This window comes from Nostoc punctiforme PCC 73102 (genome assembly GCF_000020025.1).
Classification (GTDB): Bacteria; Cyanobacteriota; Cyanobacteriia; order Cyanobacteriales; family Nostocaceae; genus Nostoc; species Nostoc punctiforme.
In genome coordinates, this window is sequence record NC_010628.1 from 4,080,364 (window position 1) to 4,106,403 (window position 26,040).

Sequence of the window (26,040 nt, forward strand, 5' to 3'; positions counted from 1 at the left end):
CATTCATGCTAGCAATGACAGGGTGTAATTTTTTTGGTATCAACTCAAGTAAAGAACAACTGCCAGCAGTATCCCCACTTACACCACCAAAATTACCAGACTGGATTGAACAAATTAGTCCTATTGGCGATGCAAAACCTCTCAACCAAATTCGCATCCGTTTTAAAGAAGCTTTAATCCCAGTTGAAAGTCTTGATAGTCCGGAACAACAGAAAATATTAGAAAAATTTGCCCTTTGGCCGCCTTTACCCGGTCAATTTCGCTTTTTAACACCGCGTATGGTGGGATTTCAAGCTGAGAAAGCATTGCCAATAGCGACAAGATTTCAAGTCACTCTCAAAGCAGGTTTAGCTGATTTAAAAAATCATCGCCTAGATAAAGATTTACCTTGGACTTTCAATACCGAATCTATCAAACTGACTAATTTACCTGGTGTCAATCCTATTGAGAAGGCTGATATTGAACCCATTGATTTACAAGAAAAGCTACAGTTTACTTCCAACGTAGAATTAAATTTAGCTTCCGTACAAGAAAAATTACAGTTAATTCCTGAAGGAAAAAATAAAGGTGTAGGCTTCAAAGTCGAATTAAATAAAGAAGAAAAACCAGTAAAAAATGAAGAAGACCCTTTAGAAAAATTTGACCCTTCAGCCCGCAATTGGATTTATAATCTCATCCCACAGCAAAATCTCGAAAAGGCAACTCCTTATCGCCTAGTCTTTTCTCCCGGAATACGTCCTGCTTATGGCAATCTCCCTACAGAGAAAGAATTTGCCAGTAAGTTAGTAACTTATTCACCTTTAGCATTCCAGAAAATCAACTTTTACGGACAGCCAGATTCAGGTGGAACTTTTGGAAGATTTATTAAAGGCAGTCCCCAACTAGAATTTAATAACGTTTTACTGCCAGATTCAGCTAAAGAAAGTATTACGATTAATCCAGCACCAAAAGACATTTCGAGAATCATCCAAATAAATGATGAAGATAAAATTGTCGGCATCAATCCTTATGCACTAGAACCAGCTAAAACTTATACAATTACTATTGGCGGAAATCTCAAAGATAAGTTTGGGCAAACTTTGGGTAAACCTGTAACACTTAAATATGATACTGGAGATTTAGCCGGGGATATCTGGGTGCCATCAGATTTGAATATTTTCCCCACAGATAAAAATTTACAGCTAAATATTACTACCGGAAATCTACCAGAATCTAAATATAAAGCAGCTTATCGAGCAGTTAAACCAACAGATTTAGTTTATTTTAATAATAGTAATGATTTATTACCACAACCTTCTGATTGGCAAAGCTTTAAGGTATCGGGTCAGAAAAACCAATCAGTCGATATTGCTGTTCCTCTGCGGGAAAAAATAAGTGCAGCCACAGGAATGTTAGCTTATGGAGTGCAAGCCCGTACTAATAAATATCAGGAAAATGGAAAGGAACTGTGGCGAGAACCTACCACTTATGGCTTAGTTGAATTGACGAATTTGGGCGTATTTACTCAGTGGTTTCCTGATTCAGGCTTAATTCGCGTCAATCATCTGACAGATGGTTCGCCAGTTCAAGCGGCGGCTGTGGAAATTTATCAATCAAAATTACAAGCAAAATCTCGCCCCGAACCGATATCTTGTGCAACGGGTAAAACTGATGAAAATGGAATTTTTAGAATTATTCGTGAAGGATTACAGGCATGTTATTCTGGCAATGAAAGTTCTAGTAAATCACCACAATTATTAGTAATTGCCCGTGAAAATCAAGATTGGGCATTCGCTAGAACTGAAGAATATAGCGGCGTTTATGGCTACGGTATTGATGCAGGTTGGCAAGATAGTAAGCCAGAATCACGCGGGGTAATTTTCTCAGACAGACAGTTATATCAACCAGGTGAAAAAGCTTGGTTTACTGGTTTTGCTGGCTTCTTGCAAAATGGCAAAATCCAACAAGATAAAAATGCCGTTTACCAATTGACTTTAGTAAATCCTGATGGACAAAAGACTAACTTAGGTACACAAACTACAAATGAATTTGGTACGTTTTCTCTAGAATTGCCAATTAAAACTACTCAGCGCTTAGGCTACCATACAATCCAGGCTAAGGGTAAAAATGGACAAGAACTTTCTGGTGAATTTCGGGTGGCTGAGTTTAAGCCACCGAACTTTAAAGTCGAACTGAACTTAGATAAAGAATTTGCTTATATAGACGATAAAGTTGATATTAATGCAACAAGCAACTATTTATTTGGTGCGCCTGTAGAAGGTGGAGAAGTAAAATACTTTATTACTCGTCAACAAGCTAATTTTATTCCCAAAGGTTGGGACGAATTTACTTTTGGTCGGCAGTGGTTATGGCCAGAAGAATCTCCTAGTATCTCTAGTGATGTGTTGCAAAATAATACCCAACTAGATGCTAATGGGAAAAATAGTCAAACGGTAAGTGTGGCTAAAGATTTACCGTATCCCATGACTTACCAAGTAGATGTGCAAGTTGCAGATGTTTCTAATCTGTCTGTAGCGAATTCCAAAACTTTTATAGCCTTACCTAGTAATCGTCTAATTGGGTTAAAAAGTAATTTCATTACTGATGCTGGTAAGGCTTTTCCTATTGATGTAGTTGTTACCGACCCTACAGGAAAACCGATAACAGGTCAACGAGTGCGCCTGGAATTACAAGAGATTAAATACAGTAGTGTCACTCAATTAGTTGAAGGTAGCCGAACGGCAAAAAATCAAGTTGAATATAAAACAGTGGGACAAGTAGAAATTACATCTGCTAGCAATCCCCAATCGGTAAGTTTGACAGCACCGGAATCTGGTTCATACCGGATTAGAGTGAATTTTAGTGATGCAAAAAATGAATTAAGTGCCACAGATTTACAAATTTGGGCAACTGGACAAAACCCAGTATTTTGGGGTTCTAAAGAAAAAGATGTCTTAGAACTAAAATTAGATAAACAAGAGTTTAAACCTGGTGAAACTGCTACTGTACTAATTCAATCTCCCTATCCAGATGCAGAATTGTACTTTGCGGTGATTAAAGACAAACCCCTTTATCAGCAAATTACCAAGGTTCAAGGAAGCGCACCACAAATTCAGTTTCAAGTTACACCAGAAATGCTACCAAATGCAGCCATTGAAGCTGTATTAGTAAGACAAGGTAAACCCATCAGCCAAGTGGAAGTAGGAACTTTAGATAACTTGGTGAAGATTGGTTTTACACCTTTTAAAGTTAACTTAGAAGATAAGTATTTAAAACTGCAAGTTAAGCCAGTGCAAGCATCATTAGAACCTGGTGCAGAAGAAACAGTACAACTAGAACTGAAGGATAATCAAGGTAATCCCACCAAAGGACAGTTTACAGTCATGGTGGTAAATGAAGCGGTGTTACAACTTTCTGGTTATCGTCCGCCAGATTTGGTGGATACAGTTTATGCAGAACAGACAATATCTACCCGCTTTAACGATAATCGCGCGGATGTCATCTTACAACCGCAAGATGTAGCTAAACCAAAAGGTTGGGGTTATGGTGGTGGTTTCTCAACTGGTGCAGCGAATACTCGCACTCGCACCGATTTTAAAGCCTTAGCTTACTACAACGCTTCTGTTCTCACTGATGCAAATGGTAATGCACAGATAACCTTTAAACTCCCGGATGACTTAACTACATGGCGGGTGATGGCTGTAGCCACCGATGGAAATCTGCGTTTCGGCAATGGGGACGCGACGTTTATCACCACAAAACCACTGCTAACTAATGCCATCTTGCCACAGTTTGCCCGTCCAGGCGATCGCATTCTCGCTGGTTTATCCGTCACCAACAACACCGGAAATACAGGAAATCTCTCAATTAATGGCGAACTTAGCGGTACTGTGAAGTTTGCTGACAAAAACCCCACAACTACTGCTTTGCAAACCAAAGCTGAATCTGCAACCCATGCTTATCGCTTTCCAATGGTGGCGGATAGCGTCGGAGTTGGTAAGGTTCGCTTTACCACTCAGCTAAATGGTACAGCCGCAGATGCTTTTGAATTACCTTTGGAAATTAAGCCAGTTGAAATTACAGAACAAGTCGTTGAAACTGGTGTCACTGAAAAACAGGTGAAAATTCCCCTGAATGTTGATAAAAATACCTTCCCTGATGCGGGAGGTTTAGATATTCAGTTAGCGAGTACTTTGATACCGGAGATTCAAGCACCAGCAAAGCAGGTTTTAAAAGATAATGATTTGCCGTTTACAGAACCTGCTGCAAGTCAATTAATGATTGCGGCTAATTTGCAAACTATCTCCCAAAAATATGGTCCAACTTTTGCAGAATTTAATCCTAGCCAACAAGCTAATTTAGCAATCGAACAATTACAAAAACTTCAAATAGCCGATGGTGGTTTTGCTGCTTTCCCCGGACAAGAAAAATCTGACCCTTGGGTTTCTGCTTATGCGGGTGAATCTTTGGCTAAAGCTAGTAAGGTATTCCCTAATTTAGTCGATTCTGGAATGCTATCTCGCCTCAAAACTTATCTGCAAAAAGTTCTAGCGAATCCTGGAGAATACGATTTTTGCAAACAACTACTCTGTAAAAGGCAACTGCAAATTAATAGTTTAATCGCTTTATCAGATTTAGGAGATAAACGCAATACTTTTCTTGCAGATATTTATGAACAGCGCAATAATTTTGATTTAGTAACTCAAATTAAACTAGCGCGATATTTATCTCAATTCCCAGAATGGCAAGATGAATCTCAACAATTAGTCAACAAGCTGCAACAGAATATCTATGAAACTGGCCGCACAGCAGTTGTGAGTTTACCCAGCAGTTGGGGATGGATGAGTTCATCTACGACGACGCAAGCGCAAGCTTTACGCTTATTTATTGCCAAGCAAAGCAAACCCGAAGTTATAGATAAGTTATTCCAAAGCCTTCTCGCACTGCGCCGGGATGGTACATGGCAAACTAACTATAATAATGCCCAAGCACTAACAGCTTTGGTAGATTATAGTCAACTGCAACCCACACCGCCGAATTTTGTTGCCACTGTGCAATTAGCTGGTAATAAGTTAGGAGAGAATCGCTTTGAAGGTTACAAAAATCCTAGCTTACAACTAATTGTGCCAATGAATCTATTACCTCGTGGGCGTAATGATTTAACGCTGCAAAAAGCAGGTAATGGCACTTTACACTATCTGGTTGCTTATAATTATCGCTTGCAAGGAAATCAACAAGGCAGGTTTAACGGTTTACGCATAACACGAGAAATTAGTCAAGTAAATGAAGAGAAAGTTTTACAAAAAACAGGTATTTATGCTTTCGATAAACCCTTGACTTTAACTTCTGGACAGGTGTTTGATATTGGTTTAGAAATCATCGCCGATCGCCCCGCGGATCATATAGTAATTAAAGATCCTTTACCAGCAGGCTTTGAGGCGGTAGATGCAAGTTTTCAAACTACCACAGCTGCATTACAAGCAAAAGCCGATAATTGGGAACTTGGCTTTAGAAATATCTACCGCGATCGCATTATCGCCTATGCCGACCACCTGGAACCAGGAGTTTATAGTCTGCATTACCTAGTCCGTTCTGTCACCCCTGGTACCTTTTCCTGGCCTGGTGCAGAAGTTCACCTACAATATGCACCAGAAGAATTTGGGCGTACTGCTGAGTCTACATTGATATTGGAGGATGCGAAGTAGTAAGTATGAGAATGCCTAGGTTGAGCTACGCCTAGGCACAACTTTTACTGCAATTAAGTACAATCAAATGTTGTCGTTATTTACTGGAAACCACAATTGCCTGGAATGGGATTAATTTCAGGATTTCTCTGAGGGTTCCTCATCAATGAACAATGCTTTCTTACTACGCTTCAACTGTTTCCAAAGTGCTTTAATTTGTTTGTAAGCATCTTCTGGCTCAATCTTTCCAGATGTTTCTAGATTGGTAATGTAGCCAACTTTTTGAGCAAATTCTTGAAGGTTGGCATTAAATACTAAATTCTCTGGCTTAACTTGACCGTAATAGCGACTACGAGGGTAAAGAAATTTGTTTTTGTCGTCAAGATTAGTCTCGTCCATTATTTCACCCCCAATAAGTGACTTTTACCAACGATAATCACAACAAAGATGGCTTCAATGAAGAAATTGCCGCGATTATTGTGAACGATGAGCCAGTCTAAAAGGGAACACAAAATTAAGTATACAGCAAGTAGCTATTTATTAGCTGTGATTATAGTAAGCTTTTCCAATCATGGACATTAAGTGTAGACTATACCAGGTTCTGTTAATAGCATTGCAATCAGTGGGTCTAGATTAAGCATTTTTCCCTTCTCTCTGTGTCCTCTGGGTTAACCCTCAATACTTCTAGCTTTGTGCATTTTTAACTCGGAATCGGGTTTAGGGGAAAGGGTACTGGGTTTGGGTTAAAGGTTTTTCTTTCCCTTTTACCTTCCCCTTTTCCCCAAAACCCGAGAAGTATTGGGTTAACCCTAACTGAACCGTATTAGGATTTAGCTGGCACATTTTCAGATATTATACAAATCTTATTATTTTACAACTACCCATTGCGTTACAGGTGCCATTGCCCGCCAGCCCAAAAATTTACCAATAGGTTCCGTCCGTTGAATGGCAACACGAGTTAAATCGCCACCGACTCGTTCATGCCATTGAAATAAAGTTTGCTCGCCCTCTACCGTCACCACATTTGCTACCAAACGCCCACCCGGACGCAGTGCTTCCCAGCAAACATCAAAAAGTCCTGTTGCTGTCACCCCACCACCAATAAAAATAGCATCTGGTGCTGGCAAATCTTTCAGTGCATGGGGCGCTTTACCTTCAATGATTTGCACATTTGGAGTACCGAGAGTGGCGGCATTATCGGCAATATAAAGTAGTCTAGAAGAATTTTGTTCGATCGCGATCGCTCGACATCGAGCATTACTCCGCATCCATTCGATAGAAATTGAACCGCAACCCGCGCCAACATCCCACAACAATTGTCCCGGTGTGGGTGCTAAAGCTGCTAGGGTGATTGCCCTAACCTCACGCTTCGTTAACTGTCCATCGTGGTGATAAGCGTTATCTGGTAGCCCTGGTAATCTTGGTAATGGGATAACCCCAGCATCAGCAATACAATAAACTGCGATCGCATTCAAAGCCGCAACTTCAGTTTCACTCCAAGATGCAGCCGTACCTTCCACAATTCTTTCATGAGTACCGCCCATACGCTCCAAGACGGTAATTTCGCTGCCACCATAGCCGCGATTTGTCAAAATTTTCGCAACAATGGCGGGTGTGTCCTTCCCTCCACTCAAAATCAACAACCGTGCTTTTGGGTAAATGTAAGACTGGAGTAGGGAGGATGGACGACCATTCAAACTCAAGGTTTCCACCTCAGTTAAAGACCATCCCATCCTGGCACAGGCGAGGCTGAAAGCTGAAGGTGCGGGGATAATCGTCATTTCAGAAACGGGAATTCGCCGCATTAAGGTGACACCAATGCCGTAACACATCGGATCGCCGCTTGCGAGTACGCAGATTGACTGACCGCGACGCTGAATGATTTCGTCTACAGAAATGCTAATGGGGGATGTCCAGACTATTTTTTCACGTTGATCGTCTGTAGGGAGCATTGCTAAATGGCGATCGCCTCCGACAATTACTTTAGCTCGATCGACTAGAGAACGAGCGATAGCACTTAACCCCTGTAATCCATCTTCCCCAATGCCCACGATAGAAAGCCATTTCTCTGTCATGCTAATTCATGATTAATAATTAAGATTTGACGCTAATTCTAATTCTGAATTATTCCGTCAATTTTGGTAGGATATAGTTCATAGTGCTGGATTGAGGATAACAGGATGAACTCGCTCCCAGAAATAGAAGCTGCTATTATGCAACTGTCTGAAGGTGAAATGCGGGATTTATCAAACTGGCTTCAAGAATATCTCAATGATGCTTGGGATAAGCAAATTGAAACAGATACAAAATTGGGTCAATTGGATCGGTTAATCCAGCGTGCAAAAGCAGATATTAAAGCTAATCGGGTGAAACCGTTAGATGAAATCCTTAACAACCCCTGATTTTTGACGCTCTTATGCTGTACTTTCACCTGAAGTTAAAGAGCAAGCTAGAAAGGCGTATCCTCTTTGGATTAATAATCAATTTCATCCGTCTTTGCATTTTAAAAAAGTAGGAAATGATTTGCGATCAGTCAGGATTAGTGGTGGATCTCGCGCACTAGCACTTAAGAACGGCGAGGATTATTACTGCATCTGGATTGGGCTACATGATGAGTATGAGGCGCTGATTTAATAAGAATATTGCTGCTTTATTCTTTAACTGATTTTGTAACTTTCTCGACAATTACAAATGGAGATGGGGAGATGAGGAGATAGGGAAAATAATAACTCCTCAGTCCCCAGTCCCCAGTCCCTTTTATACCAGCGCTGCTGTTGCTTTCACAGCAAAAATCTTCTCAATCACATCTTCTACCACCTTATCTGGTGTAGAAGCACCAGAAGTAATTCCCACGACAATTTCACCGTCTGGCAACCAGTTTTCTGTAGTTATTAATTGCCCATTTAATTGTCGATGTTCTATAGAATCTCCTGATTTAATCCGTTCAACAGTATCAATGTGATAAGAGGGAATTCTCCGCTCAAAAGCAATTTGTTGTAATTGAGTAGTATTTGATGAATTAAATCCACCAATTACTACCATTAAATTTAAGTTATGCTCCACTAATTCCAACATTGCATCTTGCCGTTCTTGGGTGGCATCACAGATGGTATTGAAGCTTTGAAAATGCTGATTTAACTCGATAGGACTATACTTCTGCAACATAGTCCGCTCAAAAAGTTTCCCGATTTGCTCAGTTTCGTCTTTAAGCATCGTAGTCTGGTTAGCAATGCCAACTCTTTCTAAATCACGATCGGGGTCAAATCCTGCTGAACAAGCTTTAGCAAATTTTGTCAGAAATTCTTCACGATTTCCACCATTGATAATATAGTCAGCAACATATTGCGCTTCTTGCAAGTTCAACACAATCAAATACTTGCCAGCAAATGAACTAGTAGCGACTGTTTCTTCGTGCTTATATTTACCGTGAATTATTGATGTATAATCTATTTTTTTGTGCTTTTCTACTGTATTCCAAACTTTAGATACCCAAGGGCAAGTTGTATCAACAATTTTGCAGCCTTTATCGTGAAGGATCTGCATTTCTTGAACGCTAGCCCCAAAAGCGGGCAATATCACTACATCACCAGTGCCAACAACAGAAAAGTCTTTATTCTTTCCTTCAATGGGGATGAATTCTACTTCCATCTCCTGCATTCGCTGATTTACAGAAGGGTTGTGGATAATCTCGTTAGTAATCCAGATGTGTTCTGTGGGGAAGTGCTGACGGGTTTCGTAAGCCATGGCCACAGCCCTTTCTACACCCCAGCAAAACCCAAAGGCTTGTGCCAGTCGGATCGTCACATCACCCCGTTGCAGAATGTAATTGCGATCGCGGATTTCTTGAATCAAATTACTCTGATACTCAGACTGCAACTGGGTGGCAACTTCTGCTTGATGACCAAACCCTTTGCGATTGTAATTTTCGGAATGTTGCAGGCTGCGCTTAAAAGCTTTTGTATCCATTAGATTTGTCTATTTCAACCACTATTTTTTATTTTCTCGCGCCAAGCCGCGATTTATACAGAGTTGTATTCAAAAATATTATCAGAGAGGGGAAAGGGAAAAGGATTTAATGCCTTTACCCTTTAACCTTTAACCTTTTCCCATCTTCTTCTTGCTGGGATTTTAATTCGATTTCGCCATAAATCTGCAATGCAGAACGCCAAACTATATAGCCTTCGGGACTTAAATGTAAGCCATCAGTAGTAAATTCGCGGCGGAGATTTCCTTGTTTGTTGGTGAACAGGGGATATAAATCAAGATATTTGACACCTTTTTTGGTAGATATGCTTTGCAGTTGCTGATTCAACTCCTGAATGCGACTATTGGCAACAGCTAGAAGTTTATCTCGTCCTTTCCAGCTTGCTTCCTCTGCCCCATGTGGCAAAATCGATTGCACAACAATTTGCGCGGTAGGATGCGTCTTTCGGAGGTAATTGATAATTTGTCGCTGATTATCTAAAATTTCCTCGTTGCTCATCCCCCGAATTAGGTCATTAATGCCAATCATCACAAAAATTACCTCTGGCTGGGTGCGGTCAAATATCTTCAACCTATTTAAGAGTCCATTACTGGTTTCGCCAGAGATTCCTTGATTGAGCCAAGTTTTACCTTCGGGTAATAACTCAGGGGGAAACCATAAACTCAGAGAATCTCCCGCCAGGATAGTTAAATGCGGAGGACGTTGGTCGGCAGCGACCTTGGCTTCTTGCTTGAGAATTTCTACCCACTCTTGGTAAGTGAGTTGGTGACGACGACCCAAATCAGGTGTAGCAATTTGGGTTGAGTTGTTCAGGTTAATTTGTTCTGGGGATGTAACTATCCCAAAAAAAGCGGCCAATTTCTGCTGTTGCCAAATTAGCAGAATGACCGCCAACATTAGGATGCCGTTAGTTAACAGCGAGAAAAATGCCCAGATAGGAAAGGTTTTTGCAGAAGTAGACACGACTAGCGAAATTTACCAATTATTTGAATCAAATTTTAACGCTAGCGATCGCAAATTACACAATCTTAAATTGGGAGTGGGGAATGGGAGGGGCAGAGAGAGCAGGGGAGCAGGGGAGGTAGGGGGCAGAGGGAGACAAGGGGGAATTATTGAATGAATCTCTCCCTTGTCTCCCCCCTCTTCCTTGTCTACCTTGTCTCTTATTCATGCCCAATTCCCAATGCCCACTTCCTACTAACTAAGTCGGACGATCGCCAAACTCAGAGTTGTAACCCTCTTCGCCGTGTTCGTTGATATCCAAACCTTGCAATTCTGCTTCTTCTTTAACACGCAGACCGACTGTAGCATCGATAACTTTGAGAATAATCCACGTACCAACACCTGCGATCGCGTAAGCAACGGCGATTGCTATTAGTTCAACTCCCAATTCACCAAAATTACCACGTAGCACTCCGTCTTTACCTCCGCCGTTGACTTGAGTTGTGGCAAAGATGGCTGTTAAAATTGCCCCCACTGTACCACCAACGCCATGCACGGGATAGGTATCTAAAGCATCGTCGATTTGCAGCTTATGCTTGAAACTTACAGCATAGAAGCAAACAAAGGCGGTGATGAAACCAATTAAAATCGCTGATAGCGGTGTCACAAATCCGGCGGCGGGAGTGATCCCTACTAAACCAGCAACGGCTCCTGTAGCTGCTCCCACAGCTGTCGGTTTACCCCGTAAAACTGCTTCCAAAATTAGCCACATTAAAGCCGCCGCCGCCGCCGCTGTATTGGTGGCAACAAAGGCTGTTGTTGCTAAATTTGTTGTTAAGTTACCAGAAGTTCCACTAGCAACAGATAGGGCACTCCCAGCGTTGAAACCGAACCAACCAAACCAGAGCAAGCCAGCACCCAGCAAAATAAAAGGAACATTGTGTGGCGGACTAAGGCGATCGGGATGGGTTTTCCGAGGGCCAAGGACGATCGCAGCTACTAGCGCTGAAACGCCAGAACTAATATGAACTACTGTGCCACCTGCAAAGTCGAGGGCACCTAATCCACCAGCTAAACCCAAGAATCCACCTTTCGCCCATACCATGTGGGCTAGAGGGGCGTAAACAAAGGTTGACCAAAGCAGCACAAACAGCGAATAGGCGCGGAAACTCATCCGCTCAACGAGTGCCCCAGAAATTAAAGCTGGGGTGATAATGGCAAACATGGCTTGATAAATCGTGAATGCCTGGTGGGGAATCGTTCCGGCATAAGAGACTACATCAGCATATTTGGGGTCTGCTGCTTTGAGCGCATCTTCATAAGGCAGATGTGGCAAGTAGCCTTGAGTCTCTAAACCAACACCGTTCAACCCAAACCATTGCAACCCACCAATGAATGGCAACCCTGGTGCAAAAGAAAGACTATAACCCCAGAGAATCCAGGTAACTCCCACGATCGCCATCAAGACAAAGCTCATCATCAATGTGTTTAGGATATTGCGCGATCGCACAAATCCACCATAGAAAAACGCCAATCCTGGTGTCATTAGCAGCACTAATGCTGCTGAAATCAGCATAAATGCTGTGTCTCCAGTATCAGCAGCTGGTACAGCAACTGGTGTTTGGGCAAAAGCATTACCCATTAGCGGTCCTGCCAAAAACAGTAGGGTCATAGCCCCAATCATCACAACTTTCTTCAACACTTCTTTTTCTTCCTAAGCACCAACGATTTGTATCCTTAACTACATTTGATTACTTTTAGCTAGACATTTTTGTCTTAAAAGTTACTTAACTTTAATTTTGTGGAAATGTTAACAAAAATATAATCCGGATTGTAGTTGCCAAAATGGAAACAAGAGTGTAACGATGCAATGATTGCATCTTTTTGTGCAGGATAGCATTTTATGCAAGCGCTACAAAACTCCAAATTTTTAGTTACTTACTGTTACAAAACAAGATACTTGTAAAAATTGATAATAATTATCAATTTTCAGAAAATTTGTACAAATTTATCATGAATTCTCTTTATCTCTACGCATTTATGCGGGAGATATACAGATTCTTGCTTATCTTCGGCTGGTTATTAAAAAACCTTGGCAATTTTTGGTCAGCTTATTATGTGTTTAGGGGATTCCAGCAAAAGAAACATCCCATCTCCAGATAGCACAGATGTGCTATCCAAACAAATGTATAAATAATTTTGGATAATTTATTTTTTGTCAGTCTCTGAAAAGCGGGTATTAAAAAATTTATTAATCTAGAAGTTCTACTTAAGGTCTGGGTGCAAACATGATAATTAGAACACTCACTAAAGCTAAACATGCTCCTATGAGGTCGTAGCGGTCTGGAATTACACCGTCAACCTTCCAACCCCAAAACATTGCTATTGCGATAAATACACCACCGTAAGCAGCATACACTCTGCCAAAATTTGCTGATTGAAGAGTTGCAATAACCCCATAGAAAGCTAAAGCAATTCCCCCCAATATGCCCCACCAGAACGGCTTACCTTCGCGCAACCACAACCAGATTAAGTAGCCGCCTCCAATTTCAAATAAACCAGCCCACAAAAAATACAGCAGAGACTTAATCATTTGACAAATTCATTTATCAGGTCGAACTCAGTGAAATTACGCTAACGCTTTTAACTAAACTATTGCCATTAATTGAAGTAAGTTTATTGATCTGGGTATTGGCATTGGATATTAGGTAGTGGGCATTGGGCATTGGACATTGAACATGAAGAAAAGACAAGCGAGAGATTTGTTCAATAATTCCCCCTGCCTCCCCTGCCCCTCTGCCTCCCCTGCTCCCCCTGCCCTCTGCCCCAGCCCCCAGAATGTAGATAAGGCGTAAGGATGAAAGCACCATTACCTAATAACGAAATACAGAGATTCGAGACACTTTTGGAGTATAAAATTCTTGACACCCCATCCGAAGCTGCCTTTGATGATCTCACCCGTTTAGCCTCGTATATTTGTCAGACTCCTATTGCCTTAATTAGCTTAATTGATACAAATCGCCAGTGGTTCAAGTCAAGAGTCGGTTTAGATACCCTAGAAACACATCGAGATTTAGCATTCTGTAGCCATGCTATTTTACAGCCTGACGTTTTTGTTGTGCCTGATGCAACAGATGACGAAAGGTTTGCCACCAACCTACTGGTTACATCTGACCCAAATATTCGATTTTATGCTGGTGTACCTCTGACTAACCCTGAAGGATATGCTCTAGGAACTCTGTGCGTGATTGATTACATACCACGAGAACTTACTCCAGATCAGATAGAGGCATTACGAACATTAGGTCGTCAAGTCATCAAACAATTGGAATTGCGCCGAAATTTAGCAAGTTTGGTACTTGTTAGCAAGAAAAGCAAACAGGCACAGAAGGTAAGCAAACAATTTTTCAAAAAGATTGTAGCAGGTTTTGGTCTAGCTTCGGTAATTTTGGTTTTGATAGGTGTAATTTCTTATCAAAATACAACAGTATCTAGTAATAATCGCAGTGTCATAAAAAATGCTTATAAAAAGCTCAACAGTCTAGAAAAACTACTGTCTCAAATAAAGGATGCAGAGACTAGGCAACGTAGTTACATTATTACTGGAAAACAAACTTATATAAAACCCTATCAAGCATCACTAGCCAACGTCAATCAGGAAATTGCCAAACTAAAGAACTTAACGATAGATCAACCAAACCAACAAAAGCAGATTGCAACACTTGAATTTTTGATTGCAGCTAAACTTGCTGAACTAAACCAGACTATCGACTTACGCCAAAAGAAGGGATCGGAAGCGGCGTTGCAGGTATTACTGACAAATAAAAGCCAAAATCTCATGGATGATATCCGCAAGGCGATCGATGAGATAGAGAATGAGGAAAGGGCGCAGCGGCAGCAACTTTCACAAACAGCACAAACTTGGACTCGCAAGACAACTGTGACAATTGCGATCGCTATTTGCCTAAGTTTTATCGTTCTTGCTGTAGTTTACTACTTCATTTATCGTGAGGTAACAGAGCGCAAAAGGACAGAAGAAACCTTAAATCAAGCAGGAATGGATGACTATCTGAGTAAGCCAGTGTTTAAAGAAAAATTAGCTGCCACTCTAGAGCATTGGACAGGCGTTATCCTCTCAAAACAAGAGCTAGTTGTTGATGAACAGACAGTTTCGACCACAAACAACGACACAAATGACCTAGCAATTGATTGGGAACACTTGCATCGAATATCGGAAAATGATGGAGAATTTGAATTAAATCTATTGCAAATATACCTTGAAGATGTTAGACCCCGTTTAGAGATAATGATTGCAGCGATCGCATCTGATGACTTTGGGCAAATTGCGCGAGAAGCTCATCACCTTAAAGGTGCTAGTGCCAATGTTGGAGCCACAGCTATGTATCTAGTCGCTGACAAACTAGAAAAGTTAGCTTACGAGCAAGAGCTTAGAGATGCTACTAACTTAGTTTTAGAGTCAAAAGAATTTATCAACTCTATGCAAGACTTTTTAACACGAAAGAATTCAGTCTGAATTCTGTAGGAGTAGCGGAAAAATATGTGAGTTTAAGTCCCACACTAATTAATTTTGAATTCTACATTATTTTTTCATCAGAAGAAATAATGTAACAAATCACACCTTACTTCCCAAACAAAAATAATTGGGTATAAATTCCAAATTTATATACAAAAACAGCTTTAATACAACTGTACTAATCAAAAATTATAGCATTTACAGGAATAAAACTTGTATAGAATCTTCCTACATCTCCAGCAACTTTAGCTGATATAGTAGCTGATACCGTCATTACTTGGCGACTTATCATTATTCAAGAGGTCTTATGAAACGCTTAATCTACATCATCCCTGTGACTGCAATTAGCTTACTGACATTGGTCGGATGCAACAGCGATCAAAAATCCACTACTCAAACTCCTACTACCACAGAAACCACTAAGGCAACAACAGGATCAAAAACTCCTGCTGCTACGCAGGGAGGTTTTGATACTTTGGCTGGTGTCGTTACAAATACAAAAACGGCGGTGCAAGGCGGAAACTTTGACAAAGCTCAACAGGAATTTAATAAGTTTGAAAATTCTTGGTCTAAAGTTGAGGATGGTGTCAAAACTAAATCTTCAAAAACCTATAATGTCATCGAAGATGCTGCGACCCAAGTGAAGGGTTCGCTGAAAGCAAAAGATAAAGCGAAATCTCTTAAAGGGTTACAAACACTTGAGACAAACATCGCCACTGTTTCTAAAAAATGATGTAAAACAAACATAGAGTAGGAGTTATAAAGACAAGAGACACCAAGAAAAAAGTCTTTATATCTGGCTTTGAGACAAATAATTATGTAGTTTATCAAGTTGCAAACTGCGATAGTTTTCACTGGAGATTTTGGATAATGCGTTCATTTCGCAAATACCACCGGACTCTGGCGATTATTTTGGCTTTACCGCTTGCTGTAACATTGTTAACTGGTATTGCAGCTACCCTGGTAGGTGAGTGGTCAGCTAACCTTGGAGTTCCACGTAGTCTACTACTTTCAATTCATCGTGGTGAAATCTTGGGTTTACAGGGAATCTACCCGATTTTGAACGGACTAGGATTATTAGGGTTGTTGGTTACTGGATTAAGTATGACCAGTTTGTTTCGTAAGAAAAGGTCAAAATCTGAGTAAGGATTAGTCAAAAGCGATCGCAGTCTTTTAATGTATAAAAACAAGTCAGTTACCCTGCGATCGCAAATAGTGAAATCAAACCATAATCTATTGTCTCCAGTGTTGCAAAAGTCATTGTAGAAGCAGTTCCTAGAGGTATTGCTCCTGTTTTAGAACGGACTAGAATTTGCATAGACATAACTTTTTCAATTCTTTGACAAGCTCCTGTAACATCAAGCTATTAACTTAAAAAATATTGCTTTTAACAAAATAACGACCCGTAACAATAACTAAAAAACATTCCAAATTTCTTGACTTTTAAGTTACTCACTACTGAGTGGTGAGTAAAAAGTAAAATTAGGACAAAAGCCAAGCAAGTAGTCTGGATTTAGGGGGAATACAAAACGTTTTGTTACTGCCAAGAGGAATTTTAAAACATCCTCTAAACCAACAGATATTTTTGAAGGTTCAAATAACTATGAATAATCTATCTCATCAGTATCTAGAAGAAAGTAATAAAAAGGAGAAACTTTTATATACTGCTGATACAGTGCGTGCTTATCTTCGCGAGATTGGACGGATACCTTTATTAACTCATGAGCAGGAGATTAATTTTGCCAAGCAAGTTCAAAAAATGATGGCTTTACTAGCTACGAAAGAAAAACTAGCTATTCAATTAAAACGTCAACCAACACAAAAAGAGTGGATTGAAAATATAAATATTGGTGAAAAATCACTGCTACAACAGCTACATCAAGGGCAAAAAGCGAAGCAGAAAATGATTCAGGCTAACCTGCGACTTGTAGTATCTATTGCTAAGAAATATCAAAGACATAACCTAGATTTTCTCGATTTAATTCAAGAAGGGAGTTTAGGCTTAGAGCGAGGAGTTGAGAAATTTGACCCAACTAAAGGGTACAAGTTTTCAACTTATGGCTATTGGTGGATTCGTCAGGCAATTACACGAGCGATCGCCGAACAAGGACGTACTATCCGCTTGCCTATTCATATTACAGAAAAGCTGAACAAAATCAAGCGGATTCAACGCGAACTAACTCAAAAATTAGGTCGTACTCCTACCGCAGTTGATATCGCCGAAGAACTATCTTTAGATCCAAAACAAATTCGAGATTATTTACTTTTAGCACGTCAACCTGTCTCTCTAGAATTACGAGTTGGCTCAGACAAAGATATAGAATTACAAGATATGTTGGAGGATAATGGACTTTCCCCAGAATTATACGCTGACCATAAGTTTCTCCAACAAAATATTCAAAATTTATTGTCAAAATTAAATCCACAGCAACGACAAATATTAACTTTCCGTTTTGGTTTAACAGATGGAAATGAACTTTCTTTAGCAGAGATTGGTCAACGTATGGGTATTAGTCGAGAACGAGTGCGACAGATAGAGCAACAAGCTTTGGGTAGTCTAAGAAGACATAAGGATAAAATACACAGCTATCTAGCTAGTTAATTCCTAAGCCGAATGTCTTGTTATTTGCTCTTTACTTCAACCCGCAGAGTTTGGTAAATCCTGATAGGCGATCAATACTTTTCGGTTAAACCCAATAATCTCTCTTTTGGTCTGGGGAAAGGTTAAACAGTAAACCAAAAAGTTTTTCCCAAAGAGCGATCGCTAATTTAGTTTGCGTATTCTGAGGTACTATATAATACTAGTCTCATAAATAATGCTTATAGCATCCTGAAAGATTTCCAAAAATGAAATGATGAGAGTAGTGTGTAGCATATTGACTGAAAAAATTGAGCGTTTCATCAGAAGAACTGGCAATAACCGCCTCAGAAACCCCTCTCGTTTATATGATGATTTGCTCACAATTGCTGATAATTACAAAATAAAGGCATTAAATAATGAAAAAAAGAGAAAAAATTGAACGCGATTTTCAAAATCTTCTTGAAATTATTGAAAATCAACGACCAGGATATATAGCTGCAATGGACGAAGGAGTATCTGATGAAATAATCAGAGATTGCATCAAAATTCATCCAATTCCTGAAGGTTTAATGGCTATATACTCTTGCGTCAAAGGTTTATCTGTATCTAAATTAATCGAAAAGTTTGATTATCCTACAGATTTCATTCCTGGTTGCGATTTAATAAATATTTATGAATTTGATAAAATAATTAATCTTTTAAAAGCAGTACATAGAAACCCTGAGCCTTGGGCATGGCAACCAGATATGATTCCTTTTCTAGTGTATTGCGATGTTGATTACTATTGCGTCAGAACATTGCCTTCAGACCAATCTGTTGTATTCTGTTCAAAAGAAAACCAATGGATTACCATCTGTCAAAATATTGAAGATTTTATTTTAATAATTACTGAATGTTATAAGCAGAATGCTTATTTTTTAGATAATGTATACTTGGAAAAAAATTATGATTTGGAAGAAAAAATTATCTTAAACTTCAACCCTAATTATTATTCTCAAAATGACTTAAAACCAGAAGCATGAGCAAAAATATTTTTATATAAATGTTATATTTTATTTTCAAGAGTTTTAGCCTTTTGAAGTATTATTTCTATATACTTTGTTACACGATGTTCATGACTAACTTGAAACACTCAAATTAAAAACAATGGAAATCTTGAACTGGGAAAACCGTATTAGAGAATGGAGTCAAAAGCGAATAAAAATATTTCTTGAAGATTACGATGAAGAAGATTTATCCCCGGAAGTTCGCAAATCTGGCTACTTAGGTTATCCTGGTGCAGCTGAGGAGCAAATAGTTACTACCGAAGCTCGTTTAAATGTAACTTTTACACCTTCTTACCGGGAGTTTCTGAAAGCTTCTAATGGGTTACGTTCTATATCAGAATATAGTCTAGAGTTTTGTGGAACTGAAGATATTGTATGGTATGCTCCTGACCACCAAGATTGGGTAGATGAATTAATGGAAACTTGGAATAAACCAGTAACAGATGAGGAATATTTTGTTTATGGAGACGAACAATCAAATTACACATTTCGTCCAGAGTATCTACAAACATCGTTAGAAATTAGCAGTGAAGATATGGGCTATATATTTTTACTTAATCCTCAAATAATTGTCATAGATAATGAGTGGGAAGCTTGGTATTGCAATTTTTCAAGTTCATTTGGCATATATAGGTATCGTTCTTTTAGTGAAATGATGGAGGAAATATTAAACGATCCAGAATTTCTTGGATAGATTGGAATCTTCAATAATTTTGAATATCTGGTTTTCCTAAAATGGTAAATATTCAAAATGCTAAATATTATGATATTCAATAGCCTAAAATATCCTAGGAAAAACGCAAAATCTAACTTGCTAGACTTTATAGAGATGGTTTGCAGGGCAAAAAATCCTCTTTGTGATGCTTGTGACAAGGTGCTAAGAGCATCTACGCAATCTACAAAAACAGAGATTGAACAGTCAGATCCTTCTGGGTGATGCTAAAGTTACGCAGTTCTGCTATTGCAATGAATGAAACGATCGCTTCACACGCCACAGCAACGGTTAACATCACCAGGTTTCGTGCCAACGGATAATCACAGACGTCATCATTAACCTCGGAAGGAACGCGATAAAATTCATTCCAAATCACTTCTCCATAATCAGTCGATAGTCCAGCATGAAGACAAGGAATGCTTAACTGTTGAGCATAATCTTTCACTGCTTGACGTGCCACACTATTATCGAAGACATCGACAATTAGCTGGCTGTCTTTGAGTAGTTGAGTTGCATTTGCTGGTGTTAACTCCTTTGTTTTGGCATCAACTTTAGTACCAATAGCTCTATATAAATTATTCGCCAAAATCTTCGCCTTAAATGCTCCAACATCAGGACGGTAGTAAGGCTGAGTGGAAAGATTGCGCTCCTCAATGCGATCGCGATCTATCACTGTAAGTTTATCAAAACCAGACCGAGCTAAGTTTTCCGCAATGTTAGCTCCTAATGCTCCAGCGCCACAAATGATTATAGGATAATTTTTTAGCTTTGCCATCACAGCCTTGGTGCGGTAAAGCTGTTCGTGAAAAAAGATACTCATAATAATTCGTAATTAATACACTCACCACTCTTGTTTTTCCATGACACCCACTAAGGATTGCAAGTCAAAATCGCGATCGCGTCCACTCAGACAGATGCCAGAACTAACAACAGTCAAGTCAGTTTTAGCGATCGCACTACTATGGCGAACACCATCAGCAGTTGTCCAATCGACTGTCCAGTAGTCGCTGCGATCGTGGAATTGAGTTAAGGTAGCGCCACCCATTTGCAATGCCTTTCTCAATCGCTTTTCATCCTGTTGGGATTGAGTAAATCCCTCAATGCGCCGAGTTGCTAATTCATACACTGTGAGGATTTCTGGAGTCATACCTTTAAACTGTAATTCCTCAGCATGAATGAGTTGCTTAACAGCAGATTGCAGAGTTTCAACAATTACTGGATCGGTACGGCGATCGATTTCCTCGAACCAAGATGAATGCCCATTCCAACGGACAATAATTTGCTCAAAGGTAACGCCCTCGGTAACTAAGTGAACTGCGAGCGGCTTAACTATCTTTAACCGTTGATGCATATCTACTTCATTTACAGGATATGCTAACCAAGTTTGTCCCCGCAGTTGGTGTGCTAACCGCAGCCGTATTTGGGAAAAGTGTTGCAGGTATTCCACAATTTGGGGTAAGTCTGCTTCTTCTACAACCGTTGCTGTTTTTTCATCCACAGCCTGAAAGATGCCCCAACCTTCAAATTTACTAGGCTTTGGCGTGAAAGTGTAGCTCATCCCAGCTACCCGTGTGCGAACTCGTCCACCTTTGACGCAGGGCGCAAGGAATTGGGTAGTATGTAACTGTGCTTCTGCGATCGCAATTTGGTTGATTAGCTTAAATATGTTAGCCATAACTAATACCAATTTTTTAAAACAAGGTTACAGATGCAACCATATAAAATCTGACTTTCTTAATTACCAATTACGAATTACGAATTAATATAATTCTGCGTGCAAGTTGGTGGAGCATTACGTGTTCTCAGTTACTAGAGGGACTCCGCTGGTGAGTTGTTACACACTCTTTCAAGGATGGCTACTTTTAAGCCTACCTCCCAGGTTCTTCGTACTCCCCATTCACACACGCCCACTGCATTTGGCAGTGTTACCTTTCCTCTCGTACTAGTATGTAGGCTCCACGAGTTGGGGCACGCAAAAACTATATGTTACATTGTACTACAGAAACTCGCAAATGTAAATCTAGAATAGTTATTGCAATTCACATTAATCCTGAAAAGGAAAAACTTTGTAAGCAATGAAGCCTGATGGTAAAATCATTATTTTAGATTGGTGTAGAGATTATTTATCTGTAAAATATTTGATTTAGCACTTAAAATTTTTGATCCGGCTCATAAGCAGTGTTACACAAAAAATGAGTTTTACCGATTGCTTAAAGATGAAAACTTTGTGGTCTGTCGTGCGACCAAAATTTGTTTTAGTATTATGTAGAGATTGATTTAAACTACAGCAAAACTCAAAACTTAAATCAATTTTTTGTCACAAAAATTTACCATAAAATTTGACATTTTGTCATTAAAATGACTAGTAAATATGATTCAACTCGATCGTCTAAGTATGACTTATAAAGGCGGAGTTATAGGGATTAAACCTATTTCTCTGAGCTTTATCAAAGGGCAATTCACTGTTATTTTGGGAGCATCTGGTTCTGGTAAATCAACTTTACTGCGCTGTCTTAACTATCTTAATCGCCCCACAACTGGTACTGTGATAGTTGAAGGATTGGGAAATCTACATAACCGTAAGGTGTTGTATGAACATCGCAAGCGCACAGGGATGATTTTTCAGCAGCATCAACTTATTAGTCGGCAAACAGCTCTTGGGAATGTATTGGTAGGTCGTTTAGCGTACCATTCAACACTCCGAAGTTTCTTTCCTTTGCCCAAAGCAGATCAGTATATTGCCTTAGAATGTTTAGACCGGGTTGGGCTTTTGCATAAAGCTTTAACACGAGTGGATACTCTTAGCGGAGGTCAACAGCAACGGGTTGGTATCGCACGCGCCTTAGCACAAAAACCACAATTGATTTTGGCCGATGAGCCTGTTGCTAGTCTCGATCCTACTAGCACTCACAAAGTCCTCTCATTTCTGCGTCAGACTTGTCAAGAAGATGGAATTTCCGCAATCCTCAGTCTGCACCAGATCGATCTCGCAAGAATTTACGCGGATCGAATTATTGGGTTATCTCAGGGAAAGGTTGTCTTAGATGGTAAGCCAGCAGATATCAGTGCCTACGAATTAAAGCAACTTTATAGTGACAAAGATAGTCCTGATGATGAAGGCTTTCAGGAAAGCATTAATTCCTAATGGCTAAATTTACTGTACTGTTTTTATATTAATTTAGGATAACCTCAATGACTGTTTTACTAAACAAGCGATTGCTTGTCTCAATGACACTAATCATGGCTACCTTAATCGGTTGTCAAAGTCCTAGCAACCAATCTGCAAATAAGCAATCAGGTTCTGGCAATAGTCCAGCAGTTGCATCAGAGTCTGCTGACCCTCAAACCCTGAAAGTAGCTTTATTACCTGATGAATCTCCTTCAAGTTTGATTAAAAAAAATGAAGGATTTAAAAAGTATCTTGAGACAAAGCTACAAAAACATATTGAACTTGTCGTTACAACTGACTACTCCTCGATGATCGAGGCAGCAAGTAACAAGCGTATTGATTTAGCTTATTTTGGGCCACTCTCTTACGTTTTGGCAAAAACAAAGAGTGATATTGAGCCATTTGCAGCTTTGAAGAAAAACGGTAAAACTACGTATCAGTCTGTAATCGTTGCTAACACAGCTAGCGGTATCAAGTCACTGGCAGAAGTTAGAGGTAAAACGGTAGCTTTTGGAGACCAAGCGTCTACTTCCAGTCATTTGATTCCTAAATCAATGCTGGCAAATAGCGGATTGCAACCCGGCGGAAAAGACTACCAAGAGGCGTTCACAGGTTCACATGATGCTGTAGCATTGGCAGTTCAAAATGGTAATGCTCAAGTTGGTGGCTTGAGTAAACCCATATTTGAATCCTTAATTGAACGCAAAGTAATTGATTCTAGTAAAGTTAAGGTGATTGCAGAGTCTAAAGAGTATCCTGAATATCCCTGGACAATGCGTTCTGATTTAGCACCGCCACTAAAAGAAAAAATTCGTGCAGCCTTTCTTGCATTGAATGATAAAGAGGTTCTTAAACCATTCAAAGCTGATGGTTTTGGAGCTGCGAAAGATAAAGATTATGATAGCATCAGAGACTTAGCAAAAATTCTTAATCTTGATATCGCCAAGTTGCAAAAGTAATTTATAAGAAGAATTCAGAATTCAGGTGGTCACTGAGCTTAGTCGAAGTGAATCAGAATTCAGTATGAATTCTGTTTTTACTTAGCATTTTGCTCTATCCCTTTAGTAGAGTATTCTGAATTCTGTATTCTGACTCCTAATATTTTGAATTTGGAGCGAAGCGACGTGACACTTCCTAATCCTCAACCAGCTTTCGATCGGCTACTGAAACAACAACGGCGGCAATGGTATCGAACAATAGTAACCTGGGCGATCGCACTTTTGGCTATAGCTATATGTTGCTTTCTGGTTGGGCTTTGGGACGAGAAACGGCTTTCGGATGGGATTCCCAGTATCTTAAACTTGCTGCATCAAATGCTGCCTCCAGATTTTAGCGATGCCCGAAACTGGGTCAAACCTTTATTTGATACGCTGGCGATGAGCGTTGCAGGCACTGCGATCGCTATTGTCTTCTCGATGCCTCTATCTTTATTAGCGGCTCGGAATACAACTCCCCATCCCTTGCTATTTCAAGTTTCACGGCTGATTCTCAACGGCTTGCGCTCTGTGCCAGAGCTAATTATGGGCATTATCTTTGTGGCAGCTGTTGGCTTTGGGGCATTACCCGGAACCTTGGCGGTGGGATTTCACTCGATTGGCATGGTCGGCAAATTCTTTGCAGAATATATCGAACTGGTCAACGAAGCACCGCTAGAAGCAGCAAGAGCGGCTGGAGCCAACAAGGTGCAAGTAATCTATCACGGAATTTTACCGCAGGTTTTACCGCAAATGATGGATCTGACCCTTTATCGATGGGAATATAACTTTCGTGCCTCCACGGTTATGGGAGCAGTAGGGGCTGGTGGCATTGGGTTTGAGCTAATTGGCGCACTTCGCCTGATCAATTATCGGGAAGTTTTAGCAGTGCTACTAGTAATTTTGTTTATGGTAATTCTGGTTGATGGTTTTAGTAGTTATCTTAGAAAACGTTTAGTTTAGTACAGCACGACATAAATAAACCACCCATCCCCGATCAACAACACGCTTATACTGTATTCATTTTTAATTTTTAATTTTTAATTTTTAATTCCGCCTTGCGGTACTAGGAGGTTGCTGATGAAACCCAAAGTTGTAATTACCCATTGGGTTCACCCGGAAATTATTACAAACTTAAGTGAGTATTGTGAGGTAGTTGCAAATCCCACTAGAGAGACTTTACCGCGTGAAGAAATTCTCAAGTTAGCGCAGGACGCTGAAGCTTTGATGGTTTTTATGCCAGATCGAATCGATGAGGCGTTTTTGAAAGCTTGTCCAAAATTAAAGATTATCGCCGGAGCATTGAAAGGTTACGATAACTTTGATGTTGATGCCTGCACTCGTCAAGGTATTTGGTTCACAATCGTACCTAGTTTATTGGCTGTGCCAACAGCTGAGTTGACCATTGGATTGATTATCGGGTTAGCGCGCCAGATGTTGCTAGGCGATCGCTTAATTCGTCAAGGCACGTTTGCAGGTTGGCGGCCGCATCTATACGGTATGGGATTAGCAAACCGAACACTGGGAATCGTTGGTATGGGCAGTCTAGGGCAAGCCTTGGCTCAACGGCTTTCCAGTTTTGAAATGAACTTGATTTACACCGATGCGATACCTTTACCCAAGGAAAAAGCAGCAGCTTGGTGCTTGTCACAGGTTTCTCTAGATACGCTATTAGCAACCAGTGATTTTGTTGTGCTGATGGTTCCTCTACAACCAGAAACCTTTCATTTGATAAATGAGAAATCTTTAGCACGTATGAAACCAGGGAGTTTCTTAATCAATCCGTGTCGCGGCTCAGTAGTTGATGAACAAGCGGTCAGTGATGCTTTAGCCTCTGGACATTTAGCGGGTTATGCAGCTGATGTGTTTGAACTGGAAGATTGGGCGCGTAGCGATCGCCCGTCGAAAATTCCTCCATCTCTCTTAGAGAAACAAGACCAAACGTTTTTTACTCCCCATTTAGGATCTGCGGTGGATGATTTACGATATGACATTGCTATAGAAGCATCTCAAAATATTTTACAAGTCTTACAAGGTCATTCTCCTCAAGGAGCGATCAATTGTCCAAGTTAAAATTAGTCAAAATATCGAAAAAATCATCACATTACATAGAAGCGACGAGAAGGACATACCTCGACATCAGTCTAGACATCTTGCAAAAGTTACTTTTGCAAGATATCGGGGAAAGGGTAAAGGTTAAAGGGTAATATCATATCCGCATAATTAGTTATGCTAACCACAGTCATTGCACCCCACACGCCAGATGCTCTACTTGGGGAGACCCCAAAACCGTACTGGCTCCCCTTAATCTTGTTTCGACTGACAATGGCATTGCATCGACTGACAATAGCGTTGCATCGACTGACAATGGCATTGCATCGACTGACAATGGCATTGCATTGACTGACAATAGCGTTGCATCGACTGACAA

At 40.1% G+C, this 26,040-nt stretch carries 22 protein-coding genes and 1 pseudogene; 14 read left to right on the plus strand and 9 right to left on the minus strand.

From position 1 onward, the window contains the following. Positions 1–5 precede the first annotated feature (5 nt). Positions 6–5,684 carry an alpha-2-macroglobulin family protein gene (locus tag NPUN_RS16625; RefSeq protein ID WP_193372266.1) on the plus strand — a complete coding sequence of 1,893 codons (5,679 nt, stop codon included), beginning with the start codon at positions 6–8 and terminating at the stop codon, positions 5,682–5,684. Positions 5,685–5,801: 117 nt separating this feature from the next. On the opposite strand, the gene NPUN_RS16630 is transcribed toward NPUN_RS16625, so the two are convergent. Further along, entirely contained in the window at positions 5,802–6,062 is a 261-nt protein-coding gene (locus NPUN_RS16630) for a DUF7219 family protein (protein ID WP_012409702.1), read from the minus strand. 467 nt (positions 6,063–6,529) lie between these two features. Continuing rightward, positions 6,530–7,738 carry a bifunctional cobalt-precorrin-7 (C(5))-methyltransferase/cobalt-precorrin-6B (C(15))-methyltransferase gene (locus NPUN_RS16635; RefSeq protein ID WP_012409703.1) on the minus strand — a complete coding sequence of 403 codons (1,209 nt, stop codon included), beginning with the start codon at positions 7,736–7,738 and terminating at the stop codon, positions 6,530–6,532. Positions 7,739–7,843: 105 nt separating this feature from the next. On the opposite strand from NPUN_RS16635, the gene NPUN_RS16640 reads away from it, so the two are divergent. Further along, positions 7,844–8,065 (plus strand): hypothetical protein, encoded by a 222-nt coding sequence (locus NPUN_RS16640; RefSeq protein WP_012409704.1) that lies wholly within the window; start codon positions 7,844–7,846, stop codon positions 8,063–8,065. 355 nt (positions 8,066–8,420) lie between these two features. Here NPUN_RS16640 and NPUN_RS16645 read toward each other — a convergent pair whose 3' ends face one another. From NPUN_RS16645 to NPUN_RS16665, 4 genes are all read right to left on the minus strand, one after another. After that, positions 8,421–9,629: a 4-hydroxy-3-methylbut-2-enyl diphosphate reductase gene (locus NPUN_RS16645; RefSeq protein WP_012409705.1), complete on the minus strand. Its 1,209-nt coding sequence runs from the start codon at positions 9,627–9,629 to the stop codon at positions 8,421–8,423. A gap of 115 nt (positions 9,630–9,744) precedes the next feature. Then, positions 9,745–10,611, minus strand: a complete 867-nt coding sequence (locus tag NPUN_RS16650) for an SGNH/GDSL hydrolase family protein (protein WP_083782407.1) — start codon at positions 10,609–10,611, stop codon at positions 9,745–9,747. A 238-nt stretch (positions 10,612–10,849) separates the two neighbouring features. After that, positions 10,850–12,262: an ammonium transporter gene (locus NPUN_RS16660; RefSeq protein WP_012409707.1), complete on the minus strand. Its 1,413-nt coding sequence runs from the start codon at positions 12,260–12,262 to the stop codon at positions 10,850–10,852. 597 nt (positions 12,263–12,859) lie between these two features. Next, positions 12,860–13,183 (minus strand): YnfA family protein, encoded by a 324-nt coding sequence (locus tag NPUN_RS16665; RefSeq protein WP_012409708.1) that lies wholly within the window; start codon positions 13,181–13,183, stop codon positions 12,860–12,862. A gap of 264 nt (positions 13,184–13,447) precedes the next feature. Between NPUN_RS16665 and NPUN_RS16675 the strand changes: the two are divergent. The 4 genes and pseudogenes from NPUN_RS16675 to NPUN_RS16685 form a co-directional block, all read left to right on the plus strand. Then, positions 13,448–14,641 (plus strand): annotated as a pseudogene (locus NPUN_RS16675) (CHASE3 domain-containing protein); the annotation flags it as partial. Between the two features lie 255 nt (positions 14,642–14,896). After that, complete coding sequence (locus NPUN_RS44845) at positions 14,897–15,124, plus strand: Hpt domain-containing protein (RefSeq protein ID WP_234711142.1); 228 nt, start codon at positions 14,897–14,899, stop codon at positions 15,122–15,124. 307 nt (positions 15,125–15,431) lie between these two features. After that, on the plus strand, positions 15,432–15,857 hold the full coding sequence (locus NPUN_RS16680; RefSeq protein ID WP_012409710.1) for a DUF4363 family protein: 426 nt from the start codon (positions 15,432–15,434) through the stop codon (positions 15,855–15,857). Positions 15,858–15,994: 137 nt separating this feature from the next. After that, positions 15,995–16,270 (plus strand): hypothetical protein, encoded by a 276-nt coding sequence (locus NPUN_RS16685; protein WP_012409711.1) that lies wholly within the window; start codon positions 15,995–15,997, stop codon positions 16,268–16,270. Between the two features lie 49 nt (positions 16,271–16,319). Here the strand turns inward: NPUN_RS16685 and NPUN_RS44135 are convergent, their stop codons facing one another. Continuing rightward, the gene (locus NPUN_RS44135) at positions 16,320–16,448 is read right to left on the minus strand and encodes a hypothetical protein (RefSeq protein ID WP_272913974.1); all 129 of its coding nucleotides are present in this window, start codon (positions 16,446–16,448) and stop codon (positions 16,320–16,322) included. Between the two features lie 279 nt (positions 16,449–16,727). On the opposite strand from NPUN_RS44135, the gene NPUN_RS16690 reads away from it, so the two are divergent. From NPUN_RS16690 to NPUN_RS16700, 3 genes are all read left to right on the plus strand, one after another. Then, on the plus strand, positions 16,728–17,726 hold the full coding sequence (locus NPUN_RS16690) for an RNA polymerase sigma factor, RpoD/SigA family (RefSeq protein ID WP_012409712.1): 999 nt from the start codon (positions 16,728–16,730) through the stop codon (positions 17,724–17,726). Between the two features lie 395 nt (positions 17,727–18,121). Further along, complete coding sequence (locus tag NPUN_RS16695; protein WP_012409713.1) at positions 18,122–18,727, plus strand: SMI1/KNR4 family protein; 606 nt, start codon at positions 18,122–18,124, stop codon at positions 18,725–18,727. A 124-nt stretch (positions 18,728–18,851) separates the two neighbouring features. Then, on the plus strand, positions 18,852–19,445 hold the full coding sequence (locus NPUN_RS16700) for an SMI1/KNR4 family protein (protein ID WP_012409714.1): 594 nt from the start codon (positions 18,852–18,854) through the stop codon (positions 19,443–19,445). 202 nt (positions 19,446–19,647) lie between these two features. On the opposite strand, the gene NPUN_RS16705 is transcribed toward NPUN_RS16700, so the two are convergent. Both NPUN_RS16705 and NPUN_RS16710 read right to left on the minus strand, forming a co-directional pair. Continuing rightward, positions 19,648–20,286: a ThiF family adenylyltransferase gene (locus tag NPUN_RS16705; protein ID WP_012409715.1), complete on the minus strand. Its 639-nt coding sequence runs from the start codon at positions 20,284–20,286 to the stop codon at positions 19,648–19,650. 21 nt (positions 20,287–20,307) lie between these two features. Beyond that, entirely contained in the window at positions 20,308–21,141 is an 834-nt protein-coding gene (locus NPUN_RS16710) for a hypothetical protein (RefSeq protein ID WP_012409716.1), read from the minus strand. A 696-nt stretch (positions 21,142–21,837) separates the two neighbouring features. Between NPUN_RS16710 and phnC the strand changes: the two genes are divergently transcribed. The 5 genes from phnC to NPUN_RS41965 all read left to right on the plus strand — a co-directional run bounded on the left by phnC (position 21,838) and on the right by NPUN_RS41965 (position 26,012). Continuing rightward, positions 21,838–22,611 (plus strand): phosphonate ABC transporter ATP-binding protein, encoded by a 774-nt coding sequence (phnC, locus tag NPUN_RS16715; protein ID WP_012409717.1) that lies wholly within the window; start codon positions 21,838–21,840, stop codon positions 22,609–22,611. Positions 22,612–22,658: 47 nt separating this feature from the next. Continuing rightward, positions 22,659–23,594, plus strand: a complete 936-nt coding sequence (phnD, locus tag NPUN_RS16720) for a phosphate/phosphite/phosphonate ABC transporter substrate-binding protein (protein WP_012409718.1) — start codon at positions 22,659–22,661, stop codon at positions 23,592–23,594. A gap of 165 nt (positions 23,595–23,759) precedes the next feature. Beyond that, positions 23,760–24,572, plus strand: coding sequence for a phosphonate ABC transporter, permease protein PhnE (gene phnE, locus NPUN_RS16725; RefSeq protein ID WP_012409719.1), 813 nt, complete (start codon positions 23,760–23,762; stop codon positions 24,570–24,572). Between the two features lie 117 nt (positions 24,573–24,689). Continuing rightward, on the plus strand, positions 24,690–25,682 hold the full coding sequence (locus tag NPUN_RS16730; protein ID WP_012409720.1) for a phosphonate dehydrogenase: 993 nt from the start codon (positions 24,690–24,692) through the stop codon (positions 25,680–25,682). A gap of 156 nt (positions 25,683–25,838) precedes the next feature. Then, positions 25,839–26,012 (plus strand): hypothetical protein, encoded by a 174-nt coding sequence (locus tag NPUN_RS41965; protein ID WP_167315638.1) that lies wholly within the window; start codon positions 25,839–25,841, stop codon positions 26,010–26,012. The last annotated feature ends 28 nt before the right edge of the window (positions 26,013–26,040 follow it).